The organism is Chelatococcus sp. HY11 (genome assembly GCF_018398335.1).
Taxonomy (GTDB): domain Bacteria; phylum Pseudomonadota; class Alphaproteobacteria; order Rhizobiales; family Beijerinckiaceae; genus Chelatococcus.
This window is the reverse complement of sequence record NZ_JAHBRX010000001.1, coordinates 3221740-3239003: the sequence shown is the minus strand read 5'-3', so window position 1 is coordinate 3239003 and position 17264 is coordinate 3221740. Positions and strand designations below refer to the sequence as shown.

The window sequence follows — 17264 nt, the reverse complement described above, 5'->3', positions numbered from 1 at the left end:
GGCAGGCCGACATGGCCCGCTGTTATTTCGACCCTACGGGGGGCCGACGTCCTAACGTTGTCTACAGCCGAACAGTCGGTTGCGGCCACGCACTCAACTACGCCAGAGCGGATGGGCCTGATCGGATCAGAACGATCGCTCTTCTCTTTAACATCCGCGTCTGAGTCATTCGGAAAGCCAAGGGCGCGGATGCCTGGAGGAGGCGAGCCGCTGAAGATCGGGCACGCCATCCTTGTTGTCGGGGCCTGATACGAGACGATCCCGGCACCGTGTCCGGCGGCGGGATCGCGATGCCGATCAGCGACGGAGGCCGAGGCGCTCGATCAGGCTGCGGTAACGGGCTTCGTCCTTCTTCTTCAGGTAGTCGAGCAGCGAACGGCGCTGCGAAACCATCTTCAGCAGTCCGCGACGCGAGTGGTTGTCCTTCGCGTGAGTGCGGAAATGCTCGGTCAGATTGACGATGCGCGTGGTCAGGATCGCAATCTGCACCTCGGGAGAGCCGGTGTCGTTGGCGACCCGTCCATAGTCCTTGAGAAGCTCTTGCTTGCGCTCGGCTGTGATCGACATCGGTATCTCCTTGACGTTGGCCTGGCCGGGATGTCGTCCAGCGAGGTCTGTTGAGGCAGCACACATGCCGCATGCTGCCGTGCTATACACGAATTGCGTGGGAAAGCCAGCGTGAAGCGTGGTTACGCTTGACGGCCGCTAAGATGGAGGCCGTTGCTCGGCGCTCACAATCCGCCTGACAGGTTGAAGACGCGCCGCGGCACGATCTCACCGCCGGCGATGTCGGCGACGGCCACCAGACGTCCTTGGCAGGTGACCGACAGGGGCCCCTCGATGATCGGCGCGTCGCGGCCACGCAGCAGAACGCCCTGGCCACGTGCCAGCCGCGCGGCATCGGGCCGGCTGACGGCGACCGAAGGCAGATCATCCAAAGCCGCGTCCACGGGAAGAACGGCCGCGAGCGCCTCGCCGGGCGCCGCCTGTCCGGCTTTCTGGAGGTCTTCGAGCGAGATGGAGCGGTCGGTATTGAACGGCCCGACCCGTGTCCGCCGCAGGGCGGAGACATGGCCGTAGCAGCCGATGGCAAGGCCGAGATCGCGCGCGATGGCGCGGACATAGGTACCCTTGCCGCATTCCGCCTCGAAAACGCTGTGGTCCGGCGTGTGACTGATGAGCGTGAGCCGGTCGATCCGGACCGGCCTTGCCTCGAGTTCAACCACTTCACCGCCGCGCGCCAGATCATAGGCGCGCTCACCGGCGATCTTGATCGCGGAGAAGCGTGGCGGCACCTGCATGATATCGCCGCTGAAACGTGGCAGGACAGCCAGAATGGCGGCCTCGTCCGGGCGCGCCTCGCTGGTCGCCGTAACGCTGCCCTCGGTGTCGTCCGTATCGGTCTGGCTGCCCCAGGTGACGGTAAATTGGTACGCCTTGCGGCCGTCCATCACGAAAGGCACGGTCTTCGTGGCCTCACCGAGCGCGATCGGCAGGAGCCCCGACGCGAGCGGATCAAGCGTGCCGGCGTGGCCAGCCTTCTTCGCGTGCAGGACCCGCTTTACCACAGCCACCGCATGGGTCGAGGTCATGCCCACCGGCTTGTCGAGCACCACCCAGCCGTGCACGTCCCGCTTGCGGCGCGGGGGCTGCTGGCCACGGCCCGAAGAGGGTGTGGCGTGCGAGGGCGGGAGGCTGGGGGGCTCGTCGGCGATGTCGCTCATCGTGGCGCGCTCAAGGGGTCTCATCATCATCTGCTTTTGAGGGACGGGCATACGGGTGAGAGTTCATGCCATCCGCGTCCGCATCGTCCTCGTCGTCATCCTCACCCCTGTGAGGCGCGAGGTCGGCCTGCACCTTGCTGGAATGCAGCAGGCCGTCGATGCGAGCCGCCTCGTCGAAACTCTCGTCGAGGCGAAAGCGGATATCGGGCATGAATTTGATGCTGAGGCGCCGCGCGAGTTCTCCGCGCAGGAAGCGGCGATGGCGCTGCAGGGCTTCGACCACCGCCTTCTCGTCCTTGCCGCCGAGCGGCATGACATAGATCGTCGCCAGCTTGAGATCGGGCGACATCCGCACTTCGGGGATGGTGATCACATGTGAGGTGACGACGTCGTCGATCAGATCGCCGCGCGTCAATATCTCGGCCATCGCATGACGGACAAGCTCGCCGACGCGCAACGCGCGTTGGCTCGGGCCTGGGCCCGTGTCGAATCTCTTTTTCGGCATAGTTCCTACCTCCCGGGATCGGACCGGGCTCTGATAAATCGCCGTCATCATGGCCGGGTTTGTCCCGGCCATCTCGATCGGCCTATCTCATCCTCGAAGCTCTTTGGAGGAAGCCAGCCCAAGCGCTGCGCTCCCCCCAATCGGATGGCCGGGCCAAGCCCGGCCATGATGCGACGCGGATCAAAGCGTGCGCTTGATCTCCTCGACGCGATAGCACTCGATGAGATCGCCGGCGCGCATGTCCTGATAATTCTCGAAGGCCATGCCGCATTCCTGACCGGCGACGACTTCCTTCGCATCGTCCTTGAAGCGCTTGAGCTGGCTGAGCTTGCCCTCGTGGATGACCACGTTGTCGCGGATGAGGCGCACGTTTGCACCACGCTCCACCGTACCGTCCAGCACGCGGCAACCAGCGATCTTGCCGACCTTCGACACGTCGAAGATCTCGAGGATTTGCGCTTCGCCAAGCCGGTGCTCGCGGAGCGTGGGAGCCAGAAGGCCCGACATCGCCAGTTTCACATCGTCCACGAGGTCGTAGATGATGTTGTAGTAGCGGATCTCGACACCGGTGCGCTCGGCGGCTTCGCGCGTTTCCTTGTTGGCGCGCACGTTGAAGCCGAGGATGACCGCGTTGAAGGCTTCCGCGAGCGTAACATCGCTCTCGGTGATGCCGCCGACGCCGGAATGCAGCACGCGGGCGCTGACCTCGTCGTTGCCGATCTTCTCAAGCGCGCCGACAATGGCCTCGACCGAGCCCTGCACGTCGCCCTTGACGACGAGCGCGAACTCCTTGCGGCCTGTGCCTTCCTTGAGGTCGCGCATCATGTCGGTCAGCGAGCGGGCTGCCGTCACGCCACGCGCGGCGGCGCGATCGCGCTTCTGACGCTCGCGATAGCCCGTGATCTCGCGGGCACGCGCCTCGTTCTCGACGACCGCGACGCGATCGCCGGCCTCGGGCGTGCCGTTGAAACCGAGCACCTCGGCCGGAACCGACGGACCGGCCTCCTTCAGCTGATCGCCGGTATCGGCGATCAGGGCGCGGACGCGGCCATATTCGGCACCGGCGACAACGATGTCGCCGACCTTCAGCGTGCCGCGCTGGACGAGCACGGTCGCGACCGGGCCACGGCCACGATCGAGCTTGGCCTCGACGACGGTGCCTTCGGCGGCACGGTCGGGGTTCGCCTTCAGATCGAGAATTTCGGACTGAAGCTGCAGGCCTTCCAGGAGCTTGTCGAGGTTGGTGCCGGCCTTCGCCGAGACCTCGAATTCGAGGGTGTCACCACCCAGGGACTCAACGACGATCTCGTGCTGGAGCAATTCCGTGCGCACGCGCTGCGGGTTCGCTTCCGGCTTGTCGATCTTGTTGATCGCCACGATCAGCGGGACATTGGCCGCCTTGGCGTGGTTGATGGCTTCAACCGTCTGGGGCATGACGCCGTCATCAGCCGCCACCACGAGCACGACTATATCCGTCACCTTCGCGCCACGGGCACGCATCGCCGTGAAGGCGGCGTGGCCGGGCGTGTCGATGAAGGTGATCTTGCCGCCGAGCGGCGATGTCACCTGGTAGGCGCCGATGTGCTGCGTGATACCACCTGCCTCGCCCGACACCACATTGGCATGGCGGATGGCGTCGAGCAGCGAGGTCTTGCCGTGGTCGACGTGGCCCATGATGGTCACGACCGGCGGGCGCGGCAGGAGCGTCGCCTCCTGGTCGGGAGCGTCAAACAGGCCTTCTTCCACGTCCGATTCAGCCACGCGCTTGACAGTGTGGCCGAGTTCCTCGGCGATGAGCTGGGCGGTGTCGGCGTCGATCACGTCGGTGATCTTGTGCATCTCGCCCTGTTTCATCAGCAGGCGGATGACGTCGACGCCACGCTCGGCCATGCGGTTCGCCAGTTCCTGGATCGTGATGGTCTCAGGAATGACGACTTCGCGGCTGAGCTTCTCTTTCGGTTCGTTCGCGGAACCCTTCATGCGCTGCAGGCGACGGCGATAGGCGGCCGCGGAATGCGTGCGCTCCTCCTCGGCCGTATGGGCCGTGGCGAGCGTCAGGCGTCCGCGGCGACGATCGTCCGTCCCCGGCGCTTTCGGGGTCTTCGGCGGCGGAGCGGGAGGCCGTCCCGGCACGCCACTCGGGCGACGAATGACACGCGGCGCTTCCGATTCCGATTCAAGCGGCCGCGGACGGCTGGAGGGAACGGTTGCGTTCAAAGGCGCGCGGCGAGGCGCCCCGCTCGGCTGGCCCGCTCCGGCGGGACGAGCGGCGGCGCCGCCGCTCGGGGGAGCGGTCTCAGGCCGGCGCGAGGCGGCTGGCGCTTCCGCGCGCGGTACTTGGGACGCCGGTGCCGCGGACTGGCCAGCGGTCTCGGCGCCAAGGCGCCGGCGTGCCTCTTCTTCCGCCTTGCGCTTGCGGTCATCTTCCTGCCGGCGACGTTCGTCTTCCTCGCGCTTGCGGGCTTCCGCCGCCTCACGCTCGACGCGCTCCTGCGCCTCGCGGATAGCGCGACGCTTCGCCTCTTCCTCGGCCACGCGGCGCTCTTCGGTCTCGCGGCGCTTGGCTTCCGTCAAGGCTTGCAGGCGGGCATCGCGCTCATCGTCGGTCAAGGTCCGCAGGACCACGCCGGTGGGGCGCGAGGACGATTGCGCGGCAGGCCGCTGCGACTGCTGCTGGCCGGGCCGCTGGGACGGCCTTGCCGGAGCTGGCGCGGGCTTGGGGGGAGCAACGGGAGGCGTCGGCGCAGCGGGAGCGCCTTCCTTGACATCGCCCGGTCCGATGACGCGACGCTTCACCTTCTCAACCACGACGGATTTGGTCCGCCCGTGGGAGAAGCTCTGGCGCACTACGCCCTGTTCGACTGGGCGCTTCAGCGTCAACGTCTTCGACGTCACGCTCAGCGTCTTGTCGGTCGGGTTTTTTGTATCACTCATTCCGCTCGAATCCTGCGCCTTCGCGTTCATCCATCACCGGGCCTCGCGGCCCTGTGCCCAATTCGTTCAATGTACCGTCCGACGGGCCCGCCCTGGGTTCGTCATCCGCCACATAGCGCGCCAATCGACGCCAGCGCGCCATAAACACTTCGCTGCCAGGGCCTGCGATGAGGGCTGCATGTATCACATGTGCCCGGCCCAATGCCAAATCCAAATCGCCTTCGGCGAAAACATCGACGACAGCAACGGTCGCCGAGGTCTCCGGAAAGCCCCTCCGCATCGCCTGCGCGAGTTTGCGCCGGCCATCCGGAGCCGCCTCGCTGGCATGGAGCAAGGCTGCCACCTTGCCCTTTTCCGCCGCTTCCTCGACCTTGCCAAAACCGGTCACCACGGCGCCTGCCTTATTGGCGAGCGCGAGCGCCTGCAAGGTATCGCGGCGGAGCAGGGCCGCCACCTCGTCGGCCAGCGCCGGCGAAGTCACCACATCCTGCTTGAGGCTGCGCCCGAAGGCGCGCCGTTTGACCGCCTGCCGCACCGCTGACGCGGTACCGGTCACCCAGACACCGCGCCCCGGAAGCCGGCGGCGCAGGTCAGGCACCATCGTCCCGTCAGGGCCGGCAACGAAACGGATCAGCTCATCGGGATCCTTGACCTCGCGCGTCACCGCGCAAAGCCGCTCCTCCCGCCGCAGATCCACCGTTGCGTCGCGTCGGCGCGACATGGCGGTCTCCCCATCCTCATCTGTCTGCGGCCGGGGCTGTGCTGCCCTCGGCCGGTGTCTGTTCGTCGGCATCCGCGGCGTCCGCCTCGGTGGCCTCGGTGGCCTCGGTTTCCTCGCCGTCTTCGGCTTCCTCGGCCGCCTGCTCGAGCTCGCTGGCGTCGATCCAGCCCATGCGGACACGGGCCAGCATGATCATGCCTTCCGCTTCGGCCTTGGAGACCTCGAGGTCATCGAGGATGCCCTTGTGCTTGGTCGTCTCCTGGCCCTTGCGCTCGGTCCATCCGGCCAACTCGTCGGTCGCGCAGCCGGCGAGATCCTCGATCGTCTTGATGTCGTTCTCGCCGAATGCCACGAGCATGGCGGTCGTCACACCGTCGATCTCGCGCAACTCGTCAGCGACGCCGAGTTCCTGACGCCGTGCATCGAGCTCAGCCTCGACACGGGCCAGGTAATCCTGCGCGCGTGCCTGGATTTCAGCGGCTGTATCGTCGTCGAAGCCCTCGATCGTTGCAAGTTCCGAGGGCTCCACGAAGGCGATTTCCTCGACCGAGCGGAAACCTTCCGAGGCGAGCAACTGGCCGACGACCTCATCGACATCGAGCTGTTCCATGAAGATGTTGGTTCGCTCGATGAATTCCTTCTGCCGGCGCTCCGATTCCTCGGCCTCCGTCAGGATGTCGATGTCCCAACCGGTGAGCTGGGAGGCGAGCCGCACGTTCTGGCCGCGGCGGCCGATGGCGAGCGACAGCTGCTCGTCCGGCACCACCACCTCGATGCGCTCTGAATCCTCGTCGAGCACCACCTTGACCACCTCGGCCGGCTGCAGCGCGTTGACGATGAAGGTGGCGTTGTCGACGGACCACGGAATGATGTCGATCTTTTCGCCCTGAAGCTCGCCGACAACGGCCTGCACGCGCGAACCGCGCATACCGACACAAGCGCCGACGGGATCGATGGAGGAATCACGCGAGATCACCGCGATCTTGGCGCGGGAGCCCGGGTCGCGCGCCACGGCCTTGATCTCGACGATACCGTCATAGATCTCCGGCACCTCCTGCGCGAACAGCTTGGCCATGAACTGCGGGTGGGTGCGCGACAGGAAGATCTGCGGTCCGCGCGTCTCGCGACGCACGTCATAGACATAGGCGCGGATGCGGTCACCAGGGCGGAACGTCTCGCGCGGGATGAGCTCGTCGCGACGCACGATCGCCTCGCCACGGCCGAGATCGACGATCACGTTGCCGTATTCGGCGCGCTTCACGACGCCGTTCACGATCTGACCGATGCGGTCCTTGAATTCCTCATACTGGCGATCACGCTCGGCCTCGCGGACCTTCTGCACGATGACCTGTTTCGCGGACTGCGCCGCGATGCGGCCGAAATCAAACGGAGGCAGCGTATCGGAGATGACGTCGCCGATCTGGGCGGCGGGGTTGTGGCGCCGCGCCTGAACGAGGCCGATCTGGGTCGATGAATTCTCGACATCGTCCACAACGAGCAGGTGACGCGCCAGGCGCAGTTCGCCCGTGCGGGGATTGATTTCCGCGTGAATATCGGTCTCGGCGCCATAGCGGGACCGCGCCGCCTTGGCGATCGCATCCTCCATGGCCGCGAGCACGATACCGCGGTCAATCACTTTTTCCCGCGCGACGGCGTCGGCGATCTGCAGGAGCTCGAGCCTGTTGGCGCTCACCGCCATGTCGTCAATCCTCTCGTTTGGTCACTCGTTGGTGGAAGGCTTCTCACCAGAAGGCTTGCTGGCCTTCTTGCCCTGGCGATTGGGCCCACCCTTGGTCTTCGCGTCCTTGGCCCAGGCTTCCTTGGCTTTGGTTTTGCCCGCCCAGCCCGGCCTGTTGTCGTTGTCGGCCTCGTCCGGCACCGCGTCCACATCCTCGATGTCGACATCGTCGCCGAGGCCCTGGAAATCGAGGTCCTGGAGCTCGCCATGCTTGTCGCGACGGAGCGTCTCGCGGATCAACTCGTCCGTGAGGACAAGGCGCGCCTCGGTGATGTCGACGAGCGGTATCAGGACGTCAACGACCTCGTCTGGCTTGGCGTCGAGCCGTTCGATACGCGCCGCCTCCCCATCAAGGCCGCGCAGCAAGCCACGGAAACGCTTGCGGCCCTCGACGGGCAGAGCGGTCTCCACTTTCGCCTCATGACCCGCCCAGCGTTCGAAATCGGACCGGCGTACTAGCGGCCGATCAATGCCCGGCGAGGAGATTTCGAGGTGGTAGGCGCGGTCGATCGGATCCTCGAGGTCGAGCACCGGCGATATCGCGCGGCTCACCGCTTCGCAGCCCTCGACGGTCATGGACCCGTCAGGCCGCTCAGCCATGATCTGGACGGTGCATCCGTTCATGCCGTTGATCTTGACCCGCACCAAACGGAAGCCGAGATCGGCGAGCACGGGCTCGACGATGGTGGCCACGCGCGCGGCCACGCCCTTTTCGGCAATAACACGTTGTTCCAACAGATGCAGATCAGTCTCGGTCAAATGGGGCCCTACTCGATTTTCCAGAACAAAAAGGAGCGGACCCGTAGGGGCCCACTCTCCGTCACGGTTCACCATGAACCATTCTGGATGATCAGGATGCGGGGAACATAGACCTCAAGGCGCTCAAGTGCAAGACCGGCGCGGCAGAAAACCCGCGCCGCCTTAAAGCATGCCGCTGGGGCGCTCGCCGGCAGCCCAGGCCATGGCCTCTTCCAGACGGTCGTTCCCCCAGAACAACTCCCCGTCGCCGGTGAGGAAGGTCGGGGAGCCGAAAAGCCCGCGGGAGCGGGCCTCCTCGGTTTCGGCGCGCAACCGTGCCTTCACGTTAGCGCTTTGCGACTCGGCAATGGCGCGGCCCGCATCGATGCCGAGCTTCGTCAGGACGGAGGCCAGCACATCCGCGTCGGACATGGGGCGGCCCTCACCGAAGGTCGCGGCGAACAGCGCCCGCGAAAACGGGCCGGCCTGGTCGCTGTCGCGCAGATGAAGGCCAAGGCGAACAGCCGCCAGGCTGTTGGGTGGAAAATTCGCAGGGGCCTTGAAGGGCAGGCCGTATTTCGCGCTTTGCCGCGCGAGATCACGCCAGTGATAACGCCCCTTGGCGGGAAACAGGTTGAACGGCGAATCCGACCAACCCTGCGCGGCGAATATCGGTCCGAGCAGGAAAGGCCGCCAGCGGACATCGACAGCATGGATTTCCGCGAGGGCTTCAATCCGCATCGCCGCCAGATAGGCGTAGGGCGACGCGAAATCATACCAGAAATCCAGCTGATGGCGGTGCACGCTTCGCTCCATTTTATTGAGTCAAGCACCAGTCAGGACAGTGGGAAGATGGCGTCAATACGACGGCGATGTCGAGATCGAACAATATCGAAGCATAAAATACCACTCGCGCCGCGACGCATCTTTTTCGGCGGGCAGGCGGGGGGACGCTTTTTTTGGACAGCCTCGCCAAATCGTCGCATCTTTGTCGTATCCGCGGTGTTCGAACGGCTTGCGCCCCTTGGCGCGCGCACTATAGTCCCGCGGCATCCCATGCAGGCCGCCTAAGCGGCCGCGTTTGTCGACGAGATCTGAACCCATGTCCCTGAGCCCATCGTCCGAGAAGCCTGTCAAGAAAGTCGTGCTCGCCTATTCCGGCGGTCTCGACACCTCCATCATCCTGAAGTGGCTTCAGACGACCTACGGCTGTGAAGTCATCACCTTCACCGCCGATCTCGGCCAGGGGGAGGAGCTTGAACCTGCCCGGCAGAAGGCTTTGCTGCTCGGCATCAAGCCGGAGAACATCTTCATCGAGGATTTGCGCGAGGAATTCGTTCGCGACTACGTTTTCCCGATGTTCCGCGCCAACGCGCAGTATGAAGGGCTCTATCTGCTCGGCACGTCGATCGCGCGTCCGCTGATCGCCAAGAAGCAGATCGAGATCGCCGAGAAGCTCGGCGCCGACGCCGTCTCCCATGGCGCTACCGGCAAGGGCAACGACCAGGTCCGTTTCGAGCTTGGCTACTACGCGCTCAAGCCCGACGTCACCGTCATCGCGCCCTGGCGCGAATGGGACCTGACGTCGCGCACGGCGCTGCTCGAGTTCGCGGAGAAGAACCAGATCCCGATCGCCAAGGACAAGCGCGGCGAGGCGCCCTTCTCGGTCGACGCAAACCTGCTGCATGCCTCGTCCGAGGGCAAGGTGCTGGAAGACCCCGGCCAGGAAGTGCCCGGCTATGTCTATTCCCGCACCATCGATCCGGAGCAGGCTCCGGATACGCCGACGATCATCACCATCGGCTTCGAGAAGGGCGACGCGGTTTCCATCGACGGCGAGGCATTGTCGCCAGCCAACCTGCTGACCAAGCTCAACGCGCTCGGCCGCGCCAACGGCATCGGCCGCCTCGACCTTGTCGAGAACCGCTTCGTGGGCATGAAGTCGCGCGGCATGTACGAGACCCCCGGCGGCACCATTCTGTATTTCGGCCATCGCGCGATCGAATCGATCACGCTCGATCGCGGCGCGGCGCATCTGAAGGATGAGCTGATGCCGAAATATGCGGAGCTCATCTACAACGGCTTCTGGTTCTCGCCCGAGCGTGAGATGCTGCAGGTGCTCATCGACAAGAGCCAGGAATTCGTGACCGGAACGGTCCGTCTCAAGCTCTACAAAGGCGGCGTCCACATCATCGGCCGCGAGAGCCCGTATTCCCTCTATGATCAGGATCTCGTCACCTTCGAGGAAGGCGCGGTGGCCTATGATCATCGCGACGCGGCCGGCTTCATCAAGCTGAACGCGCTGCGCCTCCGGACGCTCGGCCAGCGCAAGAAGAAGCTCGGCCTGTGACAGCCACAGGGGGGACGCCGACGGATCCCGCGCCCCCCTCCGGCCAGCCGCCGGCAGGACAGCCACGAGTCGAGAGATCGAGGGTCAGGAAGGGCGCCGTACTGCGTCTCGGCCGCGTCGCCGGCGTACCCGTCGAAATCGACAGCGGCTTCCTCCTCGTCGCGATCCTGCTCGCCACTCCCTACTGGCTCGCCGGCCGGCCCGCGATCATGGCGCTGGGCGCGGGCTTTGTCGTACTTCTCGGACTGTCCGTCCTGGTACATGAGCTCGCGCATTCAAAGGTCGCGCGGCTGTTCGACATCCCCTCGCAGGCAATCCGGCTCAATGCCTTTGGCGGTGTCGCCCATCTCAAATGGATGCCGAAGACGCCTTGGAAGGCGGTCGCCATCCTGCTCGCGGGGCCGTTGAGCAATCTTGTTCTCTATGGGCTTTTCGAGGCCGCGTTGGGCCTCACGACCCGCGAGACGCCGCCTTTGCTCCGCAGCCTCCTCGACATCGGCAGCTGGATCAATGTTTCGCTGGGGCTGTTCAATCTCCTGCCCGCATTTCCGCTTGATGGCGGGCGTAGCGCCTATGTCCTTCTCGCGCCCGTCATCGGAAAGAAGGCGGCGGGCCTGACGATTGCGCTCTGCGGCCTCGCCCTCGTTGCCGCGCTGGTCGCATTTTCGTTCAGCTACGGTCTCTGGCTCCTCGTGATCGCGCTTATCCTGGCGCAGCCCAACCTCGCGGTGTTCAAGCAGGCCCGTCAGGCAGCCACCTGATCTTGGCCTCTGCCGGTGCTGACATGCGACGGCAGCTCAGGACCGGCCGCGCAATCCAAAGTGGCACAGGATTGCCAGGAGCCCCATGACCGGCATGATGGTCATCAGCGCGATATAGGGGTCGACGAAGAACGCCGAGATGGCCGAGCCCGCGAGGCCGCCGGCGATTTGCAGGAAGCCGACCATGGCGGCGGCGGCCCCTGCGATGCGTGGAAAATTCGCAAGCGCGCTGGTGGTCGCGCCGGGCATCGTGAGAGCGAGGCCGAATGCCCAGAACATCACGGGCACCATGACAGTCAGGAACGACGGTTCGTGAAACAGCGCGATAAAAAATCCGAGCGACGCGGTGAACGTAAAGCAAAGTCCGATGGAGATGATGCGTTCGGCGCCGAGCAAGGTGATGAAGCGCGCCGTGAGGAGAGAGCCGAGAGCGTAGGACCCGGACTGCAGCATCATCCCCAGGCCGAACACGACCGGGCTCAGGCCCACTTCACTGATAAGAACGAACGGCAGGAGGGTGGCCAGCGTGTAGAGCCCGCCGGTGACCAGCGCCAGAAGAAAACCAGCCCGCAGAAACGCCCGGTCTGTCCAAAGCGTCTTGTAGCTCGCCATGAACTGTCGTGGCCGGGCCATCTTCGGATCAGGCCGGTCGTTCGTCTCGCGCGCCGCGAAGAGAAGTACGCCTATCGCGGCAGCGGCGTAGACGGCCATCAGCACGAACAGCGCGCGCCAGTTGAATACGCTCAGGGTAAGGCCGCCGAGCACCGGTGAAAGGGCTGGTCCGACGGCGAGCATCAGCCCGATCAGGCTCATGATTCGCACGGAAGACGCGCCGGTAAACTGGTCGCGTACCATGGCGCGCGAAATGGCGACCCCAGCGGCGGCCCCCGTGCCTTGCAGGATGCGACCGGCCAGGAGCCAGCCGATTGAGGGGGACCAAAGCGCGATGAGGCTGCCAAGGAGGTGGAGCGCGAAGAAGGCCATCGCGACGGGGCGCCGTCCGTAGGCATCCGACAATGGGCCGCAGACGAGCTGCGCCAGGGCATAGCCGATGAAATAGGCGGTGATGGTCAGCTTGATGGCGGCCGACGATGTCGCGAGTTCTTCGACGAGCGTTGGCATGGCCGGGGTATAGAGCGCAAGGCTGACCGGACCTAATGCGACCAGGAAGGCCCCTAGTATAGCCGTATAGCGCTCCGACATGACCGACGGCATAGGGGTTTCCGACCCTCCCCCAGGGGGGGCCGGGTGTCGGGACGATCCTATCGCGCCCTGGACGCGGGGGCGTCGTGGGCGAAGGAGCGGCTTGCTCCTGACATGTCTACGGCCGTTTTCCAACCTGCCATGCCCATCGTCATCAGGCTGCACCTCCCCAGGTACCAGCTGCCCGACAACGGCTCTTGCTTACGGGGGACAGGAGGCGAGGTCAATGTGGCGGTTGCGTCGTCCATTGGCCAATTGCAACGCTACACGTTGCCGTGGAAGCGATTTCGCCGTATATGCAGCGCAACATGCGCGGCTGCGGGCCTTGGGAGGTTCGCGGCCCATTATTCATATTGTCATCGTCTATCTGCTAACCACCGGCCCTGATCCGTAAGGTTCCGAGAGGGTCGCGGCCAGGAAAACCCATGAACTTGCGCAACATAGCGATTATCGCACACGTCGACCACGGTAAGACGACCCTTGTCGACAAATTGCTCCAGCAGTCGGGATCGTTCCGCGAGAACCAGCGCGTCGCCGAACGCGTGATGGACTCCAACGACCTCGAAAAGGAACGCGGCATCACCATTCTCGCCAAGGCGACATCGGTCGTCTGGAAGGATGTCCGCGTCAATATCGTCGATACGCCCGGTCACGCCGATTTCGGCGGCGAGGTGGAGCGCATTCTCTCCATGGTCGATGGCGCGATCGTGCTGGTCGATGCGGCCGAAGGCCCCATGCCGCAGACGAAGTTTGTCGTCGGCAAGGCGTTGAAGATCGGCCTCAAGCCGATCGTGGCGATCAACAAGGTGGACCGTCCGGACGCACGCGCGGCGGAGGTCATCAACGAGGTGTTCGACCTCTTCGCCGCGCTCGACGCGACCGATGAGCAACTCGACTTCCCGATCCTCTACGGTTCCGGCCGTGACGGCTGGATGGCCCATTCGCCAGAAGGCCCGAAGGAAGACGGTCTCGCGCCGTTGTTCGACCTCGTGGTCAAGCATGTGCCGCCGGCCAAGGTCGAGGAAGGCTCCTTCCGCATGCTCGGCACGCTGCTCGAGGCCAACCCGTTCCTCGGGCGCATCATTACCGGCCGCATCGCTTCCGGTACGGTGAAGCCGAACCAGACCATCAAGGTCATCGATCGTGACGGCAACCTGGTCGAGAACGGCCGCGTTTCCAAGATCCTCGCCTTCCGCGGCATCGAGCGCCAGCCGATCGAGATTGGCGAGGCGGGCGACATCGTGTCCATCGCTGGTCTGGTGAAGGGCTCCGTGGCCGACACCTTCTGCGACCTCTCGGTCACCGAGGCGATCCAGGCCCAGCCGATCGACCCGCCGACCGTCACCATGTCCTTCATCGTCAACGATTCGCCGCTCGCCGGCACGGAAGGCGACAAGGTCACGAGCCGCATGATCCGCGATCGCCTGTTCAAGGAAGCCGAGGGCAACGTCACGCTGAAGATCGAGGAGTCCCAGGACAAGGACTCCTTCTTCGTTTCCGGTCGTGGTGAATTGCAGCTCGCCATTCTCATCGAGACCATGCGCCGCGAGGGCTTCGAGCTCGCCGTGTCGCGTCCCCGCGTCGTGTTTTCGGAAGGCGAGAACGGCGAGACGCTGGAGCCGATCGAAGAGGTGGTCATCGACGTCGACGAGGAATATTCCGGCACTGTCGTCCAGAAGATGTCCGAGCGCCGCGCCGAGATGGTCGAGATGCGCCCTTCCGGTGGCAATCGCCAGCGTCTGGTGTTCTACGCGCCGACCCGCGGCCTCATCGGCTACCAGTCGGAACTGCTCACCGACACGCGCGGCACCGCCATCATGAACCGGCTGTTCCATGCCTATGAGCCGTACAAGGGCGAGATCGCCGGACGCAACAACGGCGTGCTGATCTCCAACGAGCAGGGTGAGGCGGTGGCTTATGCCCTCTGGAACCTGGAAGATCGCGGCCCGATGATCATCGAGCCGGGCTGGAAGGTCTATCAGGGCATGCTGGTCGGCATCCACACGCGCGACAACGACCTCGAGGTCAATGTGCTGAAGGGCAAGAAGCTCACCAACATCCGCACGACCTCGAAGGACGAAGCCGTGCGCCTGACGCCGCCCATCAAGATGACGCTCGAGCGTGCGCTTGCATGGATTCAGGACGACGAACTGGTCGAGGTCACGCCGAAGTCGATCCGTCTGCGCAAGGCGCTGCTCGATCCGAATGATCGCAAGCGCGCCGAGCGTCAGAAGGAAGCCATCAGCGCCTGATCCAGCCAAGGATCTGTGTTTGTTGAGGCGCGCATCACGCGATGCGCGCCTTTTTTCTGGCCTGTTCTGCGCGGGCTCCGACGATAAGGAGGAAGCCGCGTTGCGCGATACCAGCACAGACGTCATACAATTCGGACTTGTGTACCGTCAGAATCGGGACGTCATGCATGACTATTGCCATCCGCGAGGTCGCCATCGCTGGCTACCGCTCGGTGCGCGCCATTCGCTTCCCGCTGCGCCAGCTCAATGTCTTCGTGGGCGCCAACGGTGTCGGCAAGACGAACCTCTATCGAGGCCTGCAGCTGGTGCGGGCCGCGGCGGCGGGCACACTGGCGCGGGAGCTTGCCGCAGAGGGCGGCATGGAATCCGCGCTTTGGGCCGGCGTACGGGACCCCAGGAAGCCAGCGCGTATCAAGCTGGGCGTTGAATTCGGCACCAGCGGGCCGAGCTGGGATGAGGCCGACGACGCACCACGATCCAGCCTGGCGCAGGGCTATGCGATCGAGGTTGGCTTACCCATGCCGGGCTCCGGCGGCCGCGCCGCGGTCGCAGCCTTTCCGCTCGAACCGCAGATCAAGGCCGAAACGCTGACGAGCCTCGAAGGGCGTCATCCGCGTGTTCTGCTGGAGCGGCGCGGGCCGATGACCAAGGCGCTCGACGCCCAGGGGCGTAAGCAGAGCCACGCAGACGGGCTGATGGCCTCCGAGACGGCGCTCGGTTCGCTTGACGATCCCATTCACTTTCCCGACGTGGCGATTGCCCGCAGGCTCATGCTGGACTGGCGCTTCTATCATGACTTTCGCACGGACGCGGCGGCGCCGCTGCGCCGTCCCTGCCTGGCGGTGACGACGCCGACGCTATCCTCCGACGGCGCCGATCTTGCTGCTGTCTTCGCCACGCTCGTGCACATCCGCGAGGACACGACCGAGCTTGACGCGGCGATTGACGATGCTTTTCCCGGTGCGCAGCTCGTCTGCCCCGTGCCTGGCCGGCATGCGTCCTTCGGCATCATCTTTCCCGATTACCCGAAACGGGTCTTCGAGATGGCCGAGCTGTCCGACGGCACCCTGCGCTATCTCGCACTGATGGGGGCGTTGCTGTCCTATCGTCTGCCCGGATTCGTCGCTCTCAACGAACCGGAGACCAGCCTCCATCCCGATCTGCTCGGGCCGCTGGCGCGGCTTATCGCACGGGCGGCGCGGCACGCGCAGATCTGGCTTGTCACCCATTCCGAGAAACTCGCCACGGAACTCGCCCGCCACGGCGGTGTGACGCCGCGCACCATCATTCGCCGCGATGGGGGCACATGGATCGAGGGTCTGCGCCTTGCCGGCGATTTCGCCGACGAGGATTTCGCCGAGGAGACCTGAGCGGCCCTGCGGGGCGCGGCTTATTGGGAACCGAGCTTCTCGATCAGCGCCGCGAGGTCGCGATGATCTTCCTCCGTGCAGTCGGCGAGCGGCGGGCGCACGGGACCGGCGGACCGGCCGACGAGGCGGGCGCCCGCCTTCACGATCGACACGGCATAGCCGCCGCCGCGATTCCGGATCGCGATGTAGGGAATGAAGAAGTCCTTCAAAAGGCGCGTCGTAGTCTGGCGATCACCCTCGCGCACCGCCTTGTAGAACACGTTTGCCGTGCGCGGGATGAAATTGAAAACGGCGGAGGAATACACGGGGAAGCCCGCGGCGTTGTAGGCTTCGGCGAAGACCTCGGCCGTGGGCAGGCCACCGAGATAGCTGACGCGATCCTCAAGGCGGTTACGGATGACTGTGACGGCTTCGATGTCGCCCACGCCGTCCTTGAAGCCGATGAGATTGGGGTTGGCATCGACCAACTTCTCGAGGGTCGCGGCATCGAGCTTGCAGACGTTGCGGTTGTAGACGACGACGCCGATCCGCACCGACTTGCAGACCGCGTCGATATGCGCGGCGAGCCCGCGTTGGTTGGTCTCGGTCAGATAATGCGGCATCAGCAAAATGCCCGCGGCACCTGCGGCCTCGGCATTCCGTGCCATCTCGATGGCGAGCCGCGTGCCATAGCCCGCCCCGGCGATGATGGGCGTGTTATTGCCACAGGTTTCCACGGCCGCGCGGATGACACGCTGATGCTCGGCGGGCGTCAGCGAGAACGCCTCACCCGTACCGCCGGCGGCGAACAGCGCCGTCGCGCCATAGGGCATCAGCCATTCGAGACGGCCACGGTAGCCGGCTTCGTTGAAATTGCCGCTTTCGTCGAAATCCGTGAGCGGGAAGGACATCAGGCCCGAGGACAGGATGTGCTTGAGCTCCTGGGGATCGATGGCGCGGGCGGGTGGATGGTTCACTGTCAAAATCCT

At 64.9% G+C, this 17264-nt stretch carries 14 protein-coding genes; 4 read left to right on the top strand and 10 right to left on the bottom strand.

From position 1 onward, the window contains the following. Window positions 1–297: 297 nt before the first annotated feature. The 8 genes from rpsO to KIO74_RS14760 all read right to left on the bottom strand — a co-directional run bounded on the left by rpsO (window position 298) and on the right by KIO74_RS14760 (window position 9176). The gene (gene rpsO / locus KIO74_RS14795; protein WP_213322245.1) at window positions 298–567 is read right to left on the bottom strand and encodes a 30S ribosomal protein S15; all 270 of its coding nucleotides are present in this window, start codon (window positions 565–567) and stop codon (window positions 298–300) included. 164 nt (window positions 568–731) lie between these two features. Continuing rightward, window positions 732–1724: a tRNA pseudouridine(55) synthase TruB gene (truB, locus tag KIO74_RS14790; protein WP_249730996.1), complete on the bottom strand. Its 993-nt coding sequence runs from the start codon at window positions 1722–1724 to the stop codon at window positions 732–734. A gap of 10 nt (window positions 1725–1734) precedes the next feature. Next, window positions 1735–2229 (bottom strand): 30S ribosome-binding factor RbfA, encoded by a 495-nt coding sequence (rbfA, locus tag KIO74_RS14785; protein WP_213332607.1) that lies wholly within the window; start codon window positions 2227–2229, stop codon window positions 1735–1737. Between the two features lie 180 nt (window positions 2230–2409). Continuing rightward, complete coding sequence (gene infB, locus KIO74_RS14780; protein ID WP_213332606.1) at window positions 2410–5163, bottom strand: translation initiation factor IF-2; 2754 nt, start codon at window positions 5161–5163, stop codon at window positions 2410–2412. Next, window positions 5156–5884 (bottom strand): RNA-binding protein, encoded by a 729-nt coding sequence (locus tag KIO74_RS14775; protein WP_213332605.1) that lies wholly within the window; start codon window positions 5882–5884, stop codon window positions 5156–5158. Before KIO74_RS14775 ends, infB begins: the two co-directional genes overlap by 8 nt. 16 nt (window positions 5885–5900) lie before the next feature. Beyond that, the gene (gene nusA / locus KIO74_RS14770; RefSeq protein WP_213332604.1) at window positions 5901–7583 is read right to left on the bottom strand and encodes a transcription termination factor NusA; all 1683 of its coding nucleotides are present in this window, start codon (window positions 7581–7583) and stop codon (window positions 5901–5903) included. A gap of 21 nt (window positions 7584–7604) precedes the next feature. Then, a complete protein-coding gene (rimP, locus tag KIO74_RS14765) occupies window positions 7605–8381 on the bottom strand; it encodes a ribosome maturation factor RimP (RefSeq protein WP_249730995.1) in 777 nt (258 codons plus the stop codon). A 162-nt stretch (window positions 8382–8543) separates the two neighbouring features. Next, on the bottom strand, window positions 8544–9176 hold the full coding sequence (locus tag KIO74_RS14760) for a 2-hydroxychromene-2-carboxylate isomerase (RefSeq protein WP_213332602.1): 633 nt from the start codon (window positions 9174–9176) through the stop codon (window positions 8544–8546). Between the two features lie 286 nt (window positions 9177–9462). On the opposite strand from KIO74_RS14760, the gene KIO74_RS14755 reads away from it, so the two are divergent. Both KIO74_RS14755 and KIO74_RS14750 read left to right on the top strand, forming a co-directional pair. Then, window positions 9463–10710, top strand: coding sequence for an argininosuccinate synthase (locus tag KIO74_RS14755; RefSeq protein WP_213332601.1), 1248 nt, complete (start codon window positions 9463–9465; stop codon window positions 10708–10710). Continuing rightward, entirely contained in the window at window positions 10707–11471 is a 765-nt protein-coding gene (locus tag KIO74_RS14750) for a site-2 protease family protein (protein WP_213332600.1), read from the top strand. The genes KIO74_RS14755 and KIO74_RS14750 overlap by 4 nt, the downstream gene beginning before the upstream one ends. Window positions 11472–11507: 36 nt before the next feature. On the opposite strand, the gene KIO74_RS14745 is transcribed toward KIO74_RS14750, so the two are convergent. Continuing rightward, complete coding sequence (locus KIO74_RS14745) at window positions 11508–12686, bottom strand: multidrug effflux MFS transporter (RefSeq protein ID WP_213332599.1); 1179 nt, start codon at window positions 12684–12686, stop codon at window positions 11508–11510. A 413-nt stretch (window positions 12687–13099) separates the two neighbouring features. Here KIO74_RS14745 and typA point away from each other — a divergent pair, with 413 nt between their 5' ends. Further along, window positions 13100–14926, top strand: a complete 1827-nt coding sequence (typA, locus tag KIO74_RS14740) for a translational GTPase TypA (protein ID WP_213332598.1) — start codon at window positions 13100–13102, stop codon at window positions 14924–14926. Window positions 14927–15093: 167 nt separating this feature from the next. Beyond that, window positions 15094–16296, top strand: coding sequence for an AAA family ATPase (locus tag KIO74_RS14735; RefSeq protein WP_213332597.1), 1203 nt, complete (start codon window positions 15094–15096; stop codon window positions 16294–16296). Between the two features lie 20 nt (window positions 16297–16316). Here the strand turns inward: KIO74_RS14735 and kdgD are convergent, their stop codons facing one another. Then, window positions 16317–17252 (bottom strand): 5-dehydro-4-deoxyglucarate dehydratase, encoded by a 936-nt coding sequence (kdgD, locus tag KIO74_RS14730; protein WP_349629192.1) that lies wholly within the window; start codon window positions 17250–17252, stop codon window positions 16317–16319. Between the last annotated feature and the right edge of the window lie 12 nt (window positions 17253–17264).